A 16,754-nucleotide genomic window follows, 5' to 3' on the forward strand; every position below is an offset into this window, starting at 1 on the left:
TGAAAATAATCTCGATTTTTGATCGATTATTATTGAAATGGATCTAAATGATAAATATTATCACCTGCTATTGATTATCCTTTGTATTCAATTCCTTAATTCTAATGTAGTAAGTGCAAATACATGAATAAGCTAAACACATTTAATTTACGCAGTAAGATCGGCTTGAGCTTCGGTTTTGTACTGTTATTGCTGGTGGCAGCATCGTTTACAGGTATTAAAGGTTTGCACCATGCAGAAGATGGCTTTGTGCAATACCGTGAGTTAGCGCGCGATAGTAATCTTTCGGGGCGCTTACAGGCGAATATGCTGAAAGTGCGTATGTCGGTAAAAAACTTTCTTATCAGTCATGACAAACAATCATTAGAGCAATATGAAGAACGTATGGCGCTAATGAACCAGTTTTTAGAACAGTCTAAGCAAGAGATAAACAATCCAGAGCGTAGTCGTTTGATTATGGAAACAGCAGCGCTATTAGACGAGTATAAAACGACTTTTCAGAAGGTGGTTGGATTAGTTAAAACTGAGGATGAGTTGTATTACAACACCTTGGCCCAGCAGGGCCCAGTCATGCGCGACAGTATTACTCAGTTAAGAAAGTTAGCTAATAACCGTGGTGAACCTGAATTGGCATTTCTAGCTTCTAACTTGCAGGAAGATCTGTTGCTAGCGAGGCTATATCTTGTTCGTTTCATGGAAAAGAATCATCAAGAAGATTTTCAGATTTCGATCAATAAATTGGATGGTGCTCTAACAAATCATCTAGAAAACCTGAAAAAGGTGTTCCTGCTAGACAATGAAATCCAGCTGTTAGATCGTTTTGCTACAGCACGAGATAAATATCTGGCTGCAACTTTAGAAATCCATAAGACAATCGATCAGCGCAATAACCTAGTGATTGGGACTCTGGATGTGATCGGTCCTCAAGTTGCGAGTAATGTTGAAAAAGTAAAGTTGTCAGTTATTGCTGATCAAGACTCGCTCGGGCCAATGCTACAGTCACACAATCACCAGGGCTTTATTTCTGTGATTGTAATCTCAGTTATAGCGGTTATTTTGGGTGTTTTCTTTGCACTTTGGATCACTCGCATGATCACTCGTCCGATTTTAGAAGCTGTGAACTATGCAGATACTTTGGCGGAAGGTGATCTAACCCAGATACTAGAAACAAATCGCAGAGATGAAGTGGGGAAGTTGCAGGGTTCTTTAGGTCATACGACCATCAGATTCCGTGAGATGATCACTGAAATCAATCAGGCGGGTTACAACATGAGTATGTCAGCGGAAGAGTTAGCTGCGCTGACAGAGCAAGCTCGTGCTGGGACTATGCAGCAGCAGGAAGAAACTGATCAGGTAGCATCTGCTGTAACTGAAATGGCGTATACCGCGCAACATGTAGCGGTTAACGCGTCTAGTGCAGCTTCTTCTGCGGATAGTGCTAACCATCAAGTGATGGAAGGCCGCAATAAAATGAAGATCGCGACAGAGGGAATGAATCGTCTCTCTTTAAGCTTGGATAAAACTTCGTCTGAAGTGGAGCACCTTCAGCAAAAAACGCGTGATATTAACGCTATTCTTGATGTGATTCGTGAGATTGCAGAACAGACCAATCTTCTTGCTTTGAATGCGGCTATTGAGGCGGCGCGCGCTGGTGAGCAAGGTCGAGGTTTTGCTGTTGTTGCTGATGAGGTGCGCTCTCTTGCACAACGTACTCAGCAGTCTACTGAGATGATTCACAACTTGATCGATGACCTACAAGCCCGCGCTAACTTGACCGTTAATGTGGTTAATCAGGGTACACAAGAAGCTAATCAGTGTATTGAACTGGTCGATCAGGCTGATTCTGCATTGAACCAGATCAGTATGACAGTTGAACAGATGAATGAAGTGAATGCTCAGATTGCTAGTTCTGCTGAACAGCAAAGTGTAGTGGCAGACGAAATTAGCCAAAGCTTGAGTAATGTACGTGTGATTGCTGAACAGAGCCGTGTAGCTGCTGATGAAACGGCCAATTCAAGTATTGCGCTAAGCGATGTGGCGGCTCGTATGCAGGAAATGGTGCAGCGCTTCAAAGTAAATTAAATTGTAGGGATAATGATGACAAAGGGGTGATTTATCACCCCTTTTTTGTACCTATTCAACAGCGAACTTTTAATATGTAGGTTTTTCGCTATTGTTATCAAAGAATGGATTTTTACCCATCTAGAAAGGTATCAGGAAGTTAACAGTGGCCGATCAAGTAAACGTAACAAACATGTCTTCGTCTGAGCCTTAAGTGAGTTGATGTCGTTGCCTGCCTTCAATGAGGCAACAGTAATTGCACTAAAGCTAGAGGCTAAATATCTAGATCATGTTTTTAATCTCTACTGGGAAAGTGATCAGCGCGAGATTAACGATATTGGTCAGGCGCTTGATGACGTTGATCAAACAAAACTAAGAAAAGTTGCTCATTCCCTAAAAGGTTCGTCTCGTATGTTAGGGGGCGAAAGGTTAGGTGCTTTGGCTGGTTTTGTAGAACAAAAAGCTAGGCAAAATGAGAGCATTTCAGAACCCCAACTCTTGGATTGTTTACACGTTAGTTTGGCTGATTTTAAACGTGCAGTACTCCAGTCTAATTTACTCTCTTAACTGCCCTTTACGATCCGAGTAAGTTGAGCACGAGCCCTCGGTTAGCATTGGCTTGAGCTTGCAGTGCGATACCTACATCTTGCTGAATAAGGGCGGTAGCACGTTCTGAAACCGTTTGAGCAAAGTCAGTGTCACCAATCACAGATGCTGCTGACGCTTCATTTATATTAGTTTCGGTAAGTGTGTTTATCGTGCTGTCTAATCTGTTTCGGCTTGCACCTATTTCACCTGATACCGTCGCTAAAAACGACTGGCTTTGATCGATAATGTCTAGAGCGCCTGCGTTGCTAATATCTAAAGTGAATAGACCACTGTTATCAAACTCATCACTGACATTGAAAGTACTTATGTTTTGAGAATCCTCTGTACCCGGGCCTGTTTGCAGGCGGAGCTGACCATCTTCTGCGAGTAATGATTGGCCGTTAAAAGTACTTTGTCCCAGGGTATCCTGTATGCCGCTTAATAGGGCATCTGCTTCACTTTGCAAGGCTGAACGGTCACTTTCATTTAGAATCCCATTTTGAGCTTGAATGGACAGTTCGCGAATACGTTGTAGCGAATCATTGACTTGATTAATACCACCATCTGCAATCTGAAGTGCTGATACACCATCAAGACTATTCCGAATGGCTGCGCTATTTCCTCTAATTTGAGTTTGGAAGTCGATAAGTACTTGCAGGCCGGCAGGATCGATCGCTGCATTATTTATTCGCTGGCCGGAAGCAAGCTGTTCTTCAGTTTCATTTATTCGATTCTGAATCTGATTGAATTGAGAGTAGGGGCTGGTAGCAAACCCAGTTGGATTTATAGGCATGAGTGCGCTCCTGATTTAACTATATCAGTATAGTGCGTACACACGGTTTATGAGTTGATTTTTGTTCAGGTGAAATGGATAAAAAAAGGGCGCACAACTGTGCGCCCTGAAATCTTGCAATGGAATAAACACGGACGAGTACAAAACCGTTGTACTCATAAACTCTAGGTAAAGAAGCAGCCCTAAAGTAAAACTAATAATAGGTATAAATATTCGTGACGCCAATGGTTCCTTAGTGTCCATTAGATAAGCAGGGGTATTTACACCTTTTTGACCCTGTATATTGAGTATTACTGAAGTTTGATTAGTCTAAGGGTCTAATAAGATTAAGCTACCTGAAAGGCAGCTTTATCAGAGGTTTTATTGCAGGTAAGCAGTGCTTTTTTAAGACTCAATAGGCATCTTACAGATATCAGGATGTTGTTCTAAGGTACTGATTAGCAGTTCCATCTCTTCTTGTGTACCAATCGATATGCGAAGGTAATTATCGATACCTGGTTTGCTGAAGTAGCGTACCAGGACCTTCTTCGTACGAAGGAAACCCATCAATTCAGCGGCCTCAATAAAGCGGTGCGTGCTGAATAAGAAGTTAGTTTTAGACGGTAAGCTAATAAAACCTAACTCTTCTAAACGATTAACCGTCCACTCACGTGTCTCGATAATTTTCTTCGTAGTCGCTTCGAAGTAGTCGTTATCTTCAACAGCGGCAACGGCTGATTCAATTGCTAGCATGTCTAGAGGGTAAGAGTTAAAACTATTTTTAACGCGTTCTAGACCTGCAATCAAATCTTCGTGACCAATTGCGAATCCAACTCGCATACCTGCTAGAGAACGAGATTTGGAGAAGGTCTGAATCACCAAAACATTGTCATATTTTTGGGTTAATTCAACAGCGCTAGAAGCGCCAAAATCTACATAGGCTTCATCAACCACAATCACGGTTTCTGTATTGCGTTGAGCTAATGCTTCAATATCACCTAACTCAATTGCTCGGCTAGTTGGCGCATTCGGGTTAGCGAAAATAATACCGCCATTTGGCTGGTTATAGTCTTCTAGGTTTAACTCAAAGTTATCACCTAGGGGTAACAGCTTAAATTCGATATCAAAAAGATTGCAGTAAACCGGATAGAAACTGTATGTGAATTCTGGCATCAGCAGAGGTTGTTCTTGTTGGAAGAACGCTGCAAAGGTATGAGCAAGTACCTCATCAGAACCGTTACCAACAAAGACATTCTTACGCTCAACTTCAAAGTGGTTAGCAAGTGCATCTTTTAACTGAGTGCAATCTGGGTCGGAGTAGAGTCGTAACCTATCTGTATCAAAGTTATTGATCACCGCTGCCGCCTTCGGCGAAGGAGGGTAAGGGTTTTCGTTGGTGTTTAACTTTGTGATACCGCTTTCTTTAGGCTGCTCACCCGGCACGTAAGGTGTTAGACGCTGAATTGCGTCACTCCAATATTTGCTCATTATTGATCCGTAATACTCGAAGACAGCACTTTGCTGTGTTATTTGGCATGAGTGAATAATTTCGCAGAAGGATAGCAGAATTTGTTTACGCGTTTAACAACAGACTGGATTCTTAATCTATGGCAAGAACCTTTATACCGTTATCTTGCTAGCATTTCTTTCGAGTACAGTGCAAGGTTAACAGCCGAGAGGGGAGGCTCGACTGTTAGTTAAAATTCGGATTCATAGTGGCCGGTACTATTTAGGCGCAATGACGGCTGATAAACATAGCTGTTACTGTATCCATGGTATTAATATGATTTACAAACCAAGGGATTACAGTGTTTTTAAGGTAGCTGTTTAATTCTGCGCGGTTATGGTTTGCTTGCCATTGTTGTTGAGTTTCACGTATCTCCTGTAAAACGCGTTCATGCTCACCTTTATGGCATGTATAGGGTGGGAAGTTCATTCGTATCATCTGTTCTTCTTCGCGGGCGAAGTGTTCGGCATTGTGTTGGTAAAAGCCGGATAAAGCACCATCAACTTCACGGTCATTACCTGTTTCCAAAGTGTTGAATAACTGATTAAGAAGGGTGACAGCTTCTGCATGATCATCATTCATAAAATCAACCGCGACTTGTGGGATATCAGTTACTTCAACTTGCATAGGTAAGTCCTCTCTAATGGAAATGCAAATCCATCTTATCTCTTCGACGCTTTTTAGATATTGATGTCAGTCAATAAACATATATCTAAAATACATCTAAATGACCTCAGACTTTATAAGTGTTAAGGGATTAACCATTTTTTCTGGATGAGTGGTTAGTCTTTATCCCTCTCTAAATCTTAACCTGCAAATAAGTTGTTGAAAAACAAGAATAATATTTTTGGCCCGAACTTTGCCAATAGATGACTGAACAAAAAAATAAAAATGTTACACGTAGTTATGCATAGCTAATCAAAGATGAGGGCATAGCTGTGGTGGCTGGCATTGGCGGAGAGACATATGTCACAAATTGAAACCTTCTATGAGGTTATGCGACGTCAGGGTATTACGCGTCGTAGCTTCCTGAAATATTGTAGCTTAACGGCTGCAGCCTTAGGTTTAGGGCCAACATTTGCACCTAGAATTGCGCATGCAATGGAAACCAAAGAGCGTACACCGGTAATCTGGTTGCATGGTTTAGAGTGTACTTGCTGTTCTGAATCGTTTATTCGTTCGGCTCACCCGTTGGTAAAAGATGTTGTTCTATCCATGATCTCTTTGGATTACGACGACACCTTGATGGCTTCAGCTGGCCACCAAGCGCAGGAAATCCTTTATGAAACGATGGAAAAATATAAAGGTAAATACATCCTTGCCGTAGAAGGTAACCCGCCATTAAATGAAGATGGTATGTTCTGTATCTCCGGTGGTAAACCTTTTGTTGAAAAACTGAAGTATGCAGCCAAGGATGCTGCTGCCATTATCGCATGGGGCTCTTGTGCATCTTGGGGCTGTGTTCAAGCTGCACGTCCAAACCCAACCCAAGCGGTACCTATCCATAAAGTTATTACTGATAAACCAATTATCAAAGTACCAGGTTGTCCTCCAATCGCTGAGGTAATGACCGGTGTGATCACCTATATGCTGACCTTCGGCAAAATGCCTGAACTAGACCGTCAAGGTCGTCCAAAAATGTTCTACAGCCAGCGTATTCACGATAAGTGTTATCGCCGTCCACACTTTGATGCAGGCCAGTTCGTAGAAGAGTGGGATGATGAAGGCGCACGTAAAGGTTACTGCCTTTATAAAGTGGGGTGTAAAGGCCCAACTACTTATAACGCTTGTTCAACTGTACGTTGGAATGAGGGTGTCTCTTTCCCAATTCAGGCCGGTCACGGTTGTATTGGTTGTTCTGAAGATGGTTTCTGGGACAAAGGTTCGTTCTATAACCGTTTAACCGATATTCATCAGTTTGGTATCGAGAAAAATGCAGATGAGATTGGTATGGCTGTAGCGGGTGGTGTTGGTGCCGCTGTTGCTGCGCATGCGGCGGTAAGTGCGGTTAAGCGTGCTCAGCATAAAGGAGATCAGGAATAATGAATAAGCCATTTAATGCGAGTGATTTAGATAACAGTGGCCGACGCATTGTTGTAGACCCTGTAACCCGAATTGAAGGACATATGCGTTGTGAGGTGAATGTTGATGAAAACAACGTTATTCGTAACGCTGTATCAACAGGCACCATGTGGCGTGGCCTCGAAGTGATTCTTAAAGGTCGTGATCCACGTGATGCTTGGGCCTTTGTTGAGCGAATTTGTGGCGTTTGTACAGGTACTCATGCTTTGACATCGGTACGTGCGGTAGAAGATGCTTTAGGCATTCAGGTGCCTTTGAATGCACACCTTATCCGTCACATGATGGATAAAACTCTACAGATTCACGATCACATCGTACATTTTTATCATCTACATGCGTTGGACTGGGTGAATCCAGTTAACGCTCTTAAAGCCGATCCTAAAGCTACCTCTGAACTACAGCAGATGGTCTCTCCTCATCATTCGAAATCTAGCCCAGGCTATTTTAAGGATGTACAAACGCGCCTTAAAAAGTTTGTTGAAAGTGGCCAACTAGGACTGTTTGCTAACGGCTATTGGGATAACCCTGCTTACAAACTTCCTCCAGAAGCCGATTTGATGGCGGTTGCTCATTATCTTGAAGCACTTGATTTCCAAAAAGAGGTGGTAAAAATTCATACCATCTTCGGTGGTAAGAATCCGCATCCTAACTACATGGTGGGCGGTGTTCCATGTGCAATTAACTTGGATGATGTTGGTGCTTCAGGCGCGCCAATCAATATGACTAGTTTGAACTATGTCTTAGAGCGTATCCGTGAAGCGCAAGAGTTTACTAAGAACGTATACATCCCTGATGTTATGGCAATTGCTGGTATCTACAAAAATTGGTTATACGGTGGTGGCTTAGCTTCAGAGAACCTTCTGTCTTATGGTACTTACACTCAAGTGCCATATGACAAATCTACAGATCTGCTTCCTGCTGGTGCGATTGTTAATGGTAACTGGGATGAGGTTCACCCTGTTGATGTGCGTGATCCAGAGCAGATTAAGGAGTTTGTTGATCACTCTTGGTACCGCTACGAAGGTGAGAAACAGGGCTTGCACCCATGGGAAGGTGAGACAGAGCCTAGTTTTGAGCTTGGCCCTAACACAAAGGGTACCAAAACAGATATTAAAGAACTGGATGAATCTGCTAAATACAGCTGGATTAAAGCACCGCGCTGGCGTGGTCATGCAATGGAAGTGGGGCCTCTTGCTCGATATATCATTGCTTATGCTTCTGGTACTGAGCACGTTCAGGAGCAGGTTGATCGCTCTTTATCTGAATTCAATCAGTCTACGGGCTTAGATTTGGGTATTAAACAGTTCTTACCAAGTACATTAGGCCGAACATTGGCACGTGCACTGGAGTGTCAGCTTTGTGCGGATACTATGTTGGATGATTGGTACCAACTGGTTAACAACATTAAAGCGGGTGATAGCTCGACTGCCAATGTTGAGAAATGGGATCCAAGTAGTTGGCCAAAAGAGGCAATGGGAGTTGGCATTAACGAAGCTCCTCGCGGCGCTTTGGGTCACTGGATCAAGATCAAAGATGGCAAAATCGAGAACTATCAAGCAATCGTTCCTACCACTTGGAATGGTTCGCCTCGTGATAGCAAAGGTAATATTGGTGCATTTGAAGCTTCCTTGCTGGATACACCAATGGAGCGTCCTGATGAGCCGGTTGAAATTCTTCGCACCCTTCATAGTTTTGACCCATGCCTTGCGTGTTCAACACACGTGATGTCTGAGGATGGTCAAGAGCTTACTAAGGTGAAAATTCGATAAGAATAGTGGCGCTGTTGATTCAGCGCCTAAATTCAGGAGGTTATTTATATGACTGCATCGGTTAAACCTAATAAGTCAGATAAAGCTCAGGAAGTCGCTTCAGATCAAGTTGTCGGCGAGCCAGTTATTACCCGTAAACAGACTGCTGTTTATGTGTATGAAGCACCATTACGTTTATGGCACTGGGTCACTGTCTTTTCGATTATCACGCTTTGTGTAACGGGCTATTTTATTGGTGTTCCTTTACCAACGATGCCGGGTGAAGCTATCGATAACTATCTGATGGGTTACATCCGCTTTGCACATTTCACGGCGGGCTATATCGTAACTATCGGATTTCTTGGCCGTATCTATTGGGCGTTCGTGGGTAACCATCATGCACGTGAACTGTTTGTGCCGCCGTTCTTTAGCGGTAAATTCTGGAAAGAAGCATGGCATGAGGTACGCTGGTATCTGTTCTTGGAGAAGACTCCTAAGAAATATATCGGTCACAATCCACTGGCTCAGGTGGGGATGTTTTTCTTCTTCGTGCTCGGAATGATGTTCATGATCGTCACAGGATTTGCTTTATACGGTGAAGGCCTGGGTCAGGACAGTTGGGCAGATACATTGTTTGGTTGGGTTATCCCGCTCATGGGGCAAAGCCAAGATGTACATACTTGGCATCGCCTAGGTATGTGGTATCTGATCACGTTTATCTTGATCCACGTTTATGTGGCGATTCGTGAAGATATTATGTCGCGCCAGAGTCTGATCTCGACCATGATTGGTGGATGGCGAATGTTTAAGGATGACCGTCCAGATTAATATTCTGGTAAACGAGTCACTGGAAACCGGGCAATGACCCGGTTTTTTTATCTGAAGGTGATGATCGTAGGTACGTTAAAGCTACAAAGCCGCTAACGCCAGTGAATCCAGTATGAGTATTCAATTCGGTTTGAAAGATTAAGCGTTTTTTGAAAGTCAGGACTGGGGGAGTCTGAACATTGAAAACCAGTAAATTCAGGTTCGCTCCAGCCGGTCATTCCTCCCATATAATCTCTGCGATAGCCCCAATGGCCACAAGATAAAACAGTATCGAATTGGCTTTCTCTTTCACATACAGCACAGGTTTCAAACTTAACCTCAATATCTTGACCTTCAATCCCCCAGCTATCGGAAACATAAGGTGTGTCATAAAGTGCGACAGCAGAGTCACGGTACGGCCGACCTTGCCACGGTTTGTCTGAATCATCTATGGGTGTTTGGTGTAGGCCGTAACCGTGCTCAAGAGGGGCACTGTCATAAAAAGGATTGGTGAATTGATCGGGGACATCAATCTGAATGTCTTTCTCTCCGGGTAGTAGTTTGGCTGTTGTTCTGCGAATTTGTAATAACCTAAAGCGATCGCAATCAGCCAGATTTAAACCTTCCACCTGCCCGCTAAAGTTATTTTTTAAATGAATTTCTATACCTATCCCGGTGGCATTGTCAGTTGCAATGTATTGGGCATTACTTCGACTACTGTGATACCACGGTTTTGAAAGGAGAAGAGAGCCTATTGTATGGTTTTGATAGGTAACAGGGCAGACCTGTCCTTCGACCAATTCTGCAGCCGCGAGGAAATTTGAAGTTATTAACATGGTAACTGTTGTAATAAATACCTTGTATGTCATTCTTACTCCAATCAGGTCAGACTGAATTGGTTGCTTTTAACGAAGGTATATACAAAGCATAGACGCTTTTTAGGTTTTGCAAGTTTTCAAATCAAGAGGATGTGAAATGAGTTCTGCGCACAATCAAATTAATTACATTGAGTTACCGGCTAATAATTTAGGAAGCACTAAGCGCTTTTACTCTGACCTTTTTGACTGGAAGTTTACCGACTATGGGCCTGAATATAGCGCTTTTGAAGGCGCAGGATTAGCGGGTGGTTTTATAAAGCTGATCTGAAATCCAATTCAAGTAATGGTGCTGCACTGGTGATTTTGTATAGTACAAACCTTGAGGCGAGTCAGGCGCTAATTGAATCAGCTGGTGGTGAGATCAAGGTACCAATTTTCAGTTTTCCCGGCGGGCGACGTTTTCATTTTCTTGATCCAAATGGCAATGAATTGGCTGTTTGGTCAGATAAAGAATAAAGCCGTGATATCGATTTAAAGCTGGTTAGCTTTACGGTACCGACCTTGGTAATCAAAAATTCTCTCTTGCACACGCCAATAGTGTTTTTGCTCGCGTCCAATGACAAAATCTGGTGCAACTAGAAGTGACTCATAAGCTATCGCTTCTTCTATGTTAGAAAAGTTTTGCGGTGCTTGGCTATTCGCAACCCGTCGTCCAAAGATCTCATTAAAGCGTTTTAGCTGGGCTGGCTTTGCAAAATCGAAGCTCTCTTTCAGCTCTTCACCTTCCTCACCATGATAAATAACCTGAAGCTTGGACTGATTCTGGATCAACGATAACCCAGCACATCGGATCACCATGGCATCTTTCAGTTTCAATGCATCTTTTAATTGATCGTCTGGGTCGATAATCGCTTTATTGCACTGGTGACATTTACGGGCAGCGATATCATTCTCGGCATTACAGTGAGGGCATTCCTTAAATCGAAATCGAAAATCACACTGCTCTGATGGCGTGTCACTTTCGTCGCTTTCAAGCAGGCCTTTGCAGCGTCGACCATGATGTTCAATCACCTTGCCATCACTGTCTGTTTTTCCCCAAAAGATATTGGCAAAGCCGCAGGCAGGACAAAATACTTGCACCGGTTCGGAATCAGGGGATGGGCGTTTTTCACCCACTTCCGGATGGTGCAGATTATAGTTGTTGCCAGCATAGTCGATGACTAAACAATCTTTCTTTCCAGGCGCGAGTCTGAGGCCGCGTCCAACAATTTGTTGATACAGACTAACAGATTCGGTGGGTCTTAATATTGCAATTAAATCGACATGGGGGGCATCAAATCCTGTCGTAAGAACGGATACGTTAACCAGATACTTTATTTTCTTAAGCTTGAAGTCACTGATTAAGCGATCTCTATCTTCGCTGGTGGAGGAACCAGTGATCAAAGCGGTTTCATCTTCGGGAAGGTAAGTGCTGATCTCTTTGGCGTGATCAACTGTTGCTGCAAAGATCATCACGCCTTGGCGATCTTGAGCACGTTCAATAACTTGTTCGATAATCGCTCTGGTGACGCGATTGTATTTTGTGAGCAAATTATTGATATCTTTTTCAGCATAAGTGCCAAATGCGGTTTGATCTAAGGCTGAAAAATCATATTGCGCGACCGCTGCATCTTCCATCTCTGGAGGGGTTAAGTAGTTACGGCTAATCATGTAACTCAGCGGGAGCTCGTAAATACAGTTACGAAACGGTTTTTCCTGCTCGCTTCTAACAAAACCACGATAATGCTGCTGATAGATCCAGCCCATCCCCATTCTGTAAGGCGTTGCAGTTAATCCAAGTACTTTTAAGTTGGGATTGATCTCTTGGAGTTTGCTAATGATTCGACCGTATTGGCTATCTTCGTCATCATTAACGCGGTGGCATTCATCGACGATGAGTAATGAATATTCATTATTAAAAAGATCAATATTCGCCGCGACAGATTGCACACTGGCAAACGTAACCTGTTTTTCGATCTCTTTGCGATTCAAGCCCGCTGCAAAAATACCGCCTTCTAAACCATAACCTTCATATTTAGCGTGATTTTGTTCAACCAACTCTTTGACGTGAGCTAGTACCATAATCTTTTTGCGCGCTAAGCGAGCCAGCTCTGCTATAACCAGGCTTTTTCCTGCACCTGTTGGTAGCACGATCACAGCAGGGTCGTCAGTTTTGCGAAAGTGATTTAATGTTGCATCAACGGCTTCTTGTTGATAGGGGCGTAGAGAAAAGGATTTGGTCATTTTCACTAAAGATAAATAATAGAGGGCAGAATAATACTCTAAGTATTTATGAAAACGCTAAATATAAAAAAAACCGGCCTAAGTAGGCCGGTTTAAAGTATCGCAGCGATTAAGAAGGGGGGTTAATCGTCTGCGTCGTCCTGATCAAACCGGGTCATAAGGTCACGCAAAAGACCGAAGTTATCATCCAGTTTGCTCTGGGATTCTTCATCAGCGTCTTTGTGGCGGATATCTTGATGAATCAAGCTGTCCAATAGATCTACCCCGAATAATGAACTGTCTTCTAAGAACGCCATGGCTGGGTTAGCAACCAAGTTATCGAAGTTGTTCATCATCTGGCCTAAGTGGCGGCCATTATTGCCTAATGGGTTATCTAGTTGTTGCACTTGCTCATAAGCAGCTACCGCTGAGTAACTTGCTGATTGAGTCATAGTTACATTCAAGTTCATCAACTCGGATTTGTCCATTTCAAATTCAGCTGCTTGTTCAAAAGCGTCTTGAACATCACCGCTGAAGAAGTCTTCGGCAATAAGATTGATATCCTGAATTAGGGTTGTCAGCGCGTCTAACTCGTCTTCGTTTAGATCACCCTCAACACTAAAGCTATAGCTACTGCTGGCGCTACGCTCAAGGCCGAAAGATACAGCGCTACTGTTACCGTCAGAGTAGGCGCCTAAAGAGGCTGTTTGACTTGCTTCACTGTTGAAACGAATTGAAACTTTGTCTCCTTCCTGGGTCATGACATCAAGGGAGAAAGACTCAGCTTTTGAATAACGTTCAGCAGCAGAGATAGAAGTCTGGCGTGTGGACGCTGTTTCGTTGGTAGGCGCAAGGCCGGCCAGCGCTTCGAACGTCAGATCTTTGGTTTGCTCGATTGTTGCGGAGATATCAGGGGTTAGCATGTTGAGATCTTCTAAAATCTTAGTTGCTTCTTTAAAGCCTTTTTCTACACCTGAAACTGCCGCTTTATACATACGGTCTAGGTCAGCATCAGATGCTCCTCTGGCACGGGCTTGTTCAAGGCCTTGTGCTACAAAATCGGAGATACGTGATGCAACTTTTTCCGGAGAGTAATCATTAGCGTCGAGACTTTTCATCTCTGATGCACTCATACCCGGAATGTTTTCTGCTAGTTTGGCTACTAACTTATCTGCCGCAGATGCAGAACGACCGTTGCTATCTTTACCATCAGCAAACCCGCCCGTAACCAGTGTTTCCTGGCGAACCTGAGAGTAGGCTGCTTGGCTGCTTAATAGAACTTGCACGGTGTTTTCCTCCACAGACAAAAAAGGATCAAATGATCCCATTGTTTTAGTTGTACTACTAAATATAAGAGGGTTATCGACGTTTTGTTGAGAGACTTTAATAAAAAGCGTAACTAATGAAATTGTTTCATCTAAAGGTTAGAGGGAAAAAGTAAAAACTACTTCCCATCTAGGATGATCGATTCCGCGATTTCAATCTTATCATTCGGCCCTTGAAGGATGATGATATCTCCCTGCTGTATATGTGTATTGCCACTTGGGCTGTGTTCAGATTGATCACCACGACGGATCATTGCCACAGAGACTTGGTGCTTTGATAAAGGAATATCTCGCAGAGTTTTACCAATCGACTTGCAGTTATTTTCAATTTGAACGGGATGCAGTATCTCTTTCATACGGCCTTTACTATCAATTTTTTCGGAATGCTGGCCGTGATAGTAGCCATGTAGAAGGTTGTACCTTTCTGCGCGTACTTGATTTATTTGTTGTTCAATTTGTTGATGGTTGATACCCAGCATAGACAGAACATGGGAAACCATCATTAAGCTGCCTTCCAAAGCTTCAGGAATAATTTCGGTGGCTCCAGCATTCTGAAATGCTTCGATCTGAGAATCATCCCGTGTTCTAACCAAAATAGGTAAAGTCGAGAAGCGGGTACGTATATGCTTAAGCGCTTGCATCGCTGTTTCGGCTTCGGGAAAACTAAGGATCAACATCCGCGCACGGTCAGCACCAACAGCGGCCATCACATCATCTCGTTTGGCATCACCAAAACAGATGTGTTCGCCTGCTGTAGCAGCTTCCATTACACGCACCGGATCATTATCTACGACAATGTATGGGATGTTTGCTTGGTCTAAGAAGCGCGCGATGATCTGACCCACACGGCCAAAGCCACAGATAATCACATGTTTATCTAAACTATGCGGATTTAGCTGGCTGGCATCAGGCAATTTCTGTTGTGGTGATTCAATCGGATCATCTTTGTGCAACCAACGGCTCAGGCTGTAAGTGTGGTTCATCAAAATCGGCGTGACGATCATGCTGATGATGATCGTAGACACAACAATAGTATTGATATCAGGCTCGATCAGATGATTACCTAAGGCTAAAGCCAATAAGGCAAAACCAAATTCACCGCCTTGGCTAAGGCTGAGGCCTGCTCTTAAGGCATTTGCCGGGTCTTTATGCAGTAGCGTACCGAGAAGAGTAATAATAAAAGTCTTTAACAGAATTAAGCTAACACTGAACAGGATAATCCAATACCAGCTGTCGATTAGAGCAGATAGATCTAATTGCATCCCGACAGAGACAAAGAACAGCCCTAAGAGTACATCTCTGAATGGGCGTATATCGGCTTCTAGTTGATATCTGTAACGACTCTCACCCAACATCATTCCTGCTAAGAATCCACCGAGGGCCATAGATAAACCTGCAGCGTGAGTAATCCAAGCGGCTAAAAGGGCAGCCGCCAGTGTCGTCAAAACAAACACATCGCTGGAACCGCTGCGTGCTGATTCATGGAAGAGCAATGGCATCACAATATGGCCAACCAGCAATAGGATTATGAGTAGTGTTGAGCCCTCAAGTAGCATCAATGCGACTTCGGCACTGTCTATCTCTGTTGCCGAACTACTGAGTGTCGGGACAACGATTAGGAAGAATACAGCCGCTAAGTCTTGGAAGATTAAAGTACCAACTGAAAGCTGGCCATGAGGGCTGTTTAGTTCGTCACGCTGAATCAGCTCGCGGCTTACAATCGCTGTAGATGATAGGGCGAGTGCACCGGCGATAACTAAAGAGGTGGTTTGCGGCAGGCCAAAAAGGTGGCAGATTGCCATCAAACAGGCAGCGGTGATAATGACCTGCAAACTGCCTAGACCGAATACAGCCTTGCGCATGGCAAACATACGCGAGACTGAGAACTCTAAGCCGAGCATAAAGAGTAAAAAGACAACCCCTAGTTCACTGAGTAGCTCAATGCTATGGGTGTCTTTGACGACCCCTAAACTATAGGGGCCAACAATAGCGCCAACACTTAAGTAGGCTAGGAGAGGCGGGAGTTTGATGCGCCGAAACAGGGTTGTGGCAACAACGGCACAACATAAAATGACCAAAAATTGCTCGAAAAAACCCTGTGACATGCGTATCCCTTACTACATGAAGACGCTGTTGATGTGCAGAATTACCACATCAGGTCGTCTGGAATCTTATAATCCGCGTACGGATCATCTTCTTCTGGTTCTTCTTCCGGTTGAACACGAATAACGTAATTAGGCAGACGTTGCTCAATTTTCTCTGCAAATTTATCCGGGATCAGGTAAAACTTTTCATCTAACGCTGCGATCGCCACTTGGCCGCGGAACAGTTGCCCTTGAATGAGCGAAGTTACATAAATAGTTTTAACTTTATTATCGTATACAAAGTTGTAACTTACTTCGGCATCTTCGGGTAGCTCGATCTGTTGCTGTATGATCATCTGACGGCATTGCGCTTCAATCTCTTTGTTGCGGCGCTCTTCGTCTCGTTGACGATTCAGTTCACGATCATGCTCTTGCTTAGCTTTACGCTGTTCTTCTAGCGCCTGCTTTTTCTCTGCTTGCGTATCAACAACCTGCTGGCCCGATTTGCGTGCCTTTTTGGCTTTTTTGTTTTGCTTACGCTTTTCAGTATCTGCTTGCTTCGCTTTTTTCTGGTCAACCAGTCCCATATTTAGCAACTGATCTTTAAGTGAACCTGCCATAACTTACTCGTAATACTCCTGTTGGTTATTATTGGCACTATAACAAAAGTTAACGCTACTATTTAAAAAATAACGGAAAA

At 43.5% G+C, this 16,754-nt stretch carries 15 protein-coding genes; 7 read left to right on the forward strand and 8 right to left on the reverse strand.

Features of this window, described 5'->3' with window-relative positions; all coding sequences use genetic code 11:
• The first annotated feature begins 123 nt into the window (after nucleotides 1-123).
• On the forward strand, nucleotides 124-2,082 hold the full coding sequence (locus ACMXYW_RS07175) for a methyl-accepting chemotaxis protein (protein ID WP_415905724.1): 1,959 nt from the start codon (nucleotides 124-126) through the stop codon (nucleotides 2,080-2,082).
• A gap of 201 nt (nucleotides 2,083-2,283) precedes the next feature.
• Nucleotides 2,284-2,628, forward strand: coding sequence for an Hpt domain-containing protein (locus ACMXYW_RS07180; RefSeq protein WP_415905725.1), 345 nt, complete (start codon nucleotides 2,284-2,286; stop codon nucleotides 2,626-2,628).
• Nucleotides 2,629-2,635: 7 nt separating this feature from the next.
• On the opposite strand, the gene ACMXYW_RS07185 is transcribed toward ACMXYW_RS07180, so the two are convergent.
• The 3 genes from ACMXYW_RS07185 to ACMXYW_RS07195 form a co-directional block, all read right to left on the reverse strand.
• Nucleotides 2,636-3,442, reverse strand: a complete 807-nt coding sequence (locus ACMXYW_RS07185) for a flagellin (RefSeq protein WP_415905726.1) — start codon at nucleotides 3,440-3,442, stop codon at nucleotides 2,636-2,638.
• A 384-nt stretch (nucleotides 3,443-3,826) separates the two neighbouring features.
• Nucleotides 3,827-4,909: a histidinol-phosphate transaminase gene (gene hisC, locus ACMXYW_RS07190; RefSeq protein ID WP_415905727.1), complete on the reverse strand. Its 1,083-nt coding sequence runs from the start codon at nucleotides 4,907-4,909 to the stop codon at nucleotides 3,827-3,829.
• A gap of 241 nt (nucleotides 4,910-5,150) precedes the next feature.
• Nucleotides 5,151-5,555, reverse strand: coding sequence for a bacteriohemerythrin (locus ACMXYW_RS07195; RefSeq protein WP_415905728.1), 405 nt, complete (start codon nucleotides 5,553-5,555; stop codon nucleotides 5,151-5,153).
• Nucleotides 5,556-5,894: 339 nt separating this feature from the next.
• Between ACMXYW_RS07195 and ACMXYW_RS07200 the strand changes: the two genes are divergently transcribed.
• From ACMXYW_RS07200 to cybH, 3 genes are read left to right on the forward strand one after another with little or no spacing between them, the layout of a single operon-like run.
• Nucleotides 5,895-6,971 (forward strand): hydrogenase small subunit, encoded by a 1,077-nt coding sequence (locus ACMXYW_RS07200; RefSeq protein ID WP_415887894.1) that lies wholly within the window; start codon nucleotides 5,895-5,897, stop codon nucleotides 6,969-6,971.
• On the forward strand, nucleotides 6,971-8,779 hold the full coding sequence (locus ACMXYW_RS07205) for a nickel-dependent hydrogenase large subunit (RefSeq protein ID WP_415898420.1): 1,809 nt from the start codon (nucleotides 6,971-6,973) through the stop codon (nucleotides 8,777-8,779). The genes ACMXYW_RS07200 and ACMXYW_RS07205 overlap by 1 nt, the downstream gene beginning before the upstream one ends.
• Before the next feature lie 48 nt (nucleotides 8,780-8,827).
• On the forward strand, nucleotides 8,828-9,586 hold the full coding sequence (cybH, locus tag ACMXYW_RS07210; protein ID WP_415898419.1) for a Ni/Fe-hydrogenase, b-type cytochrome subunit: 759 nt from the start codon (nucleotides 8,828-8,830) through the stop codon (nucleotides 9,584-9,586).
• A gap of 92 nt (nucleotides 9,587-9,678) precedes the next feature.
• Here the strand turns inward: cybH and ACMXYW_RS07215 are convergent, their stop codons facing one another.
• The gene (locus ACMXYW_RS07215; RefSeq protein ID WP_415905729.1) at nucleotides 9,679-10,434 is read right to left on the reverse strand and encodes a hypothetical protein; all 756 of its coding nucleotides are present in this window, start codon (nucleotides 10,432-10,434) and stop codon (nucleotides 9,679-9,681) included.
• 106 nt (nucleotides 10,435-10,540) lie between these two features.
• Between ACMXYW_RS07215 and ACMXYW_RS07220 the strand changes: the two genes are divergently transcribed.
• Complete coding sequence (locus tag ACMXYW_RS07220) at nucleotides 10,541-10,711, forward strand: hypothetical protein (RefSeq protein WP_415905730.1); 171 nt, start codon at nucleotides 10,541-10,543, stop codon at nucleotides 10,709-10,711.
• A gap of 29 nt (nucleotides 10,712-10,740) precedes the next feature.
• Complete coding sequence (locus ACMXYW_RS07225; RefSeq protein ID WP_415905731.1) at nucleotides 10,741-10,899, forward strand: hypothetical protein; 159 nt, start codon at nucleotides 10,741-10,743, stop codon at nucleotides 10,897-10,899.
• Nucleotides 10,900-10,914: 15 nt separating this feature from the next.
• Here ACMXYW_RS07225 and ACMXYW_RS07230 read toward each other — a convergent pair whose 3' ends face one another.
• The 4 genes from ACMXYW_RS07230 to ACMXYW_RS07245 all read right to left on the reverse strand — a co-directional run bounded on the left by ACMXYW_RS07230 (nucleotide 10,915) and on the right by ACMXYW_RS07245 (nucleotide 16,674).
• A complete protein-coding gene (locus ACMXYW_RS07230) occupies nucleotides 10,915-12,666 on the reverse strand; it encodes a DEAD/DEAH box helicase family protein (RefSeq protein ID WP_415905732.1) in 1,752 nt (583 codons plus the stop codon).
• A 122-nt stretch (nucleotides 12,667-12,788) separates the two neighbouring features.
• Entirely contained in the window at nucleotides 12,789-13,931 is a 1,143-nt protein-coding gene (locus ACMXYW_RS07235) for a DUF5610 domain-containing protein (protein WP_415905733.1), read from the reverse strand.
• 158 nt (nucleotides 13,932-14,089) lie between these two features.
• Nucleotides 14,090-16,075, reverse strand: coding sequence for a cation:proton antiporter (locus ACMXYW_RS07240; protein WP_415905734.1), 1,986 nt, complete (start codon nucleotides 16,073-16,075; stop codon nucleotides 14,090-14,092).
• Nucleotides 16,076-16,116: 41 nt separating this feature from the next.
• Nucleotides 16,117-16,674 carry a DUF2058 domain-containing protein gene (locus ACMXYW_RS07245; RefSeq protein ID WP_415905735.1) on the reverse strand — a complete coding sequence of 186 codons (558 nt, stop codon included), beginning with the start codon at nucleotides 16,672-16,674 and terminating at the stop codon, nucleotides 16,117-16,119.
• Nucleotides 16,675-16,754 lie beyond the last annotated feature (80 nt).

Origin of the sequence: Neptuniibacter sp. QD48_55, assembly GCF_047778115.1 — a bacterium.
GTDB lineage: Bacteria > Pseudomonadota > Gammaproteobacteria > Pseudomonadales > Balneatricaceae > Neptuniibacter.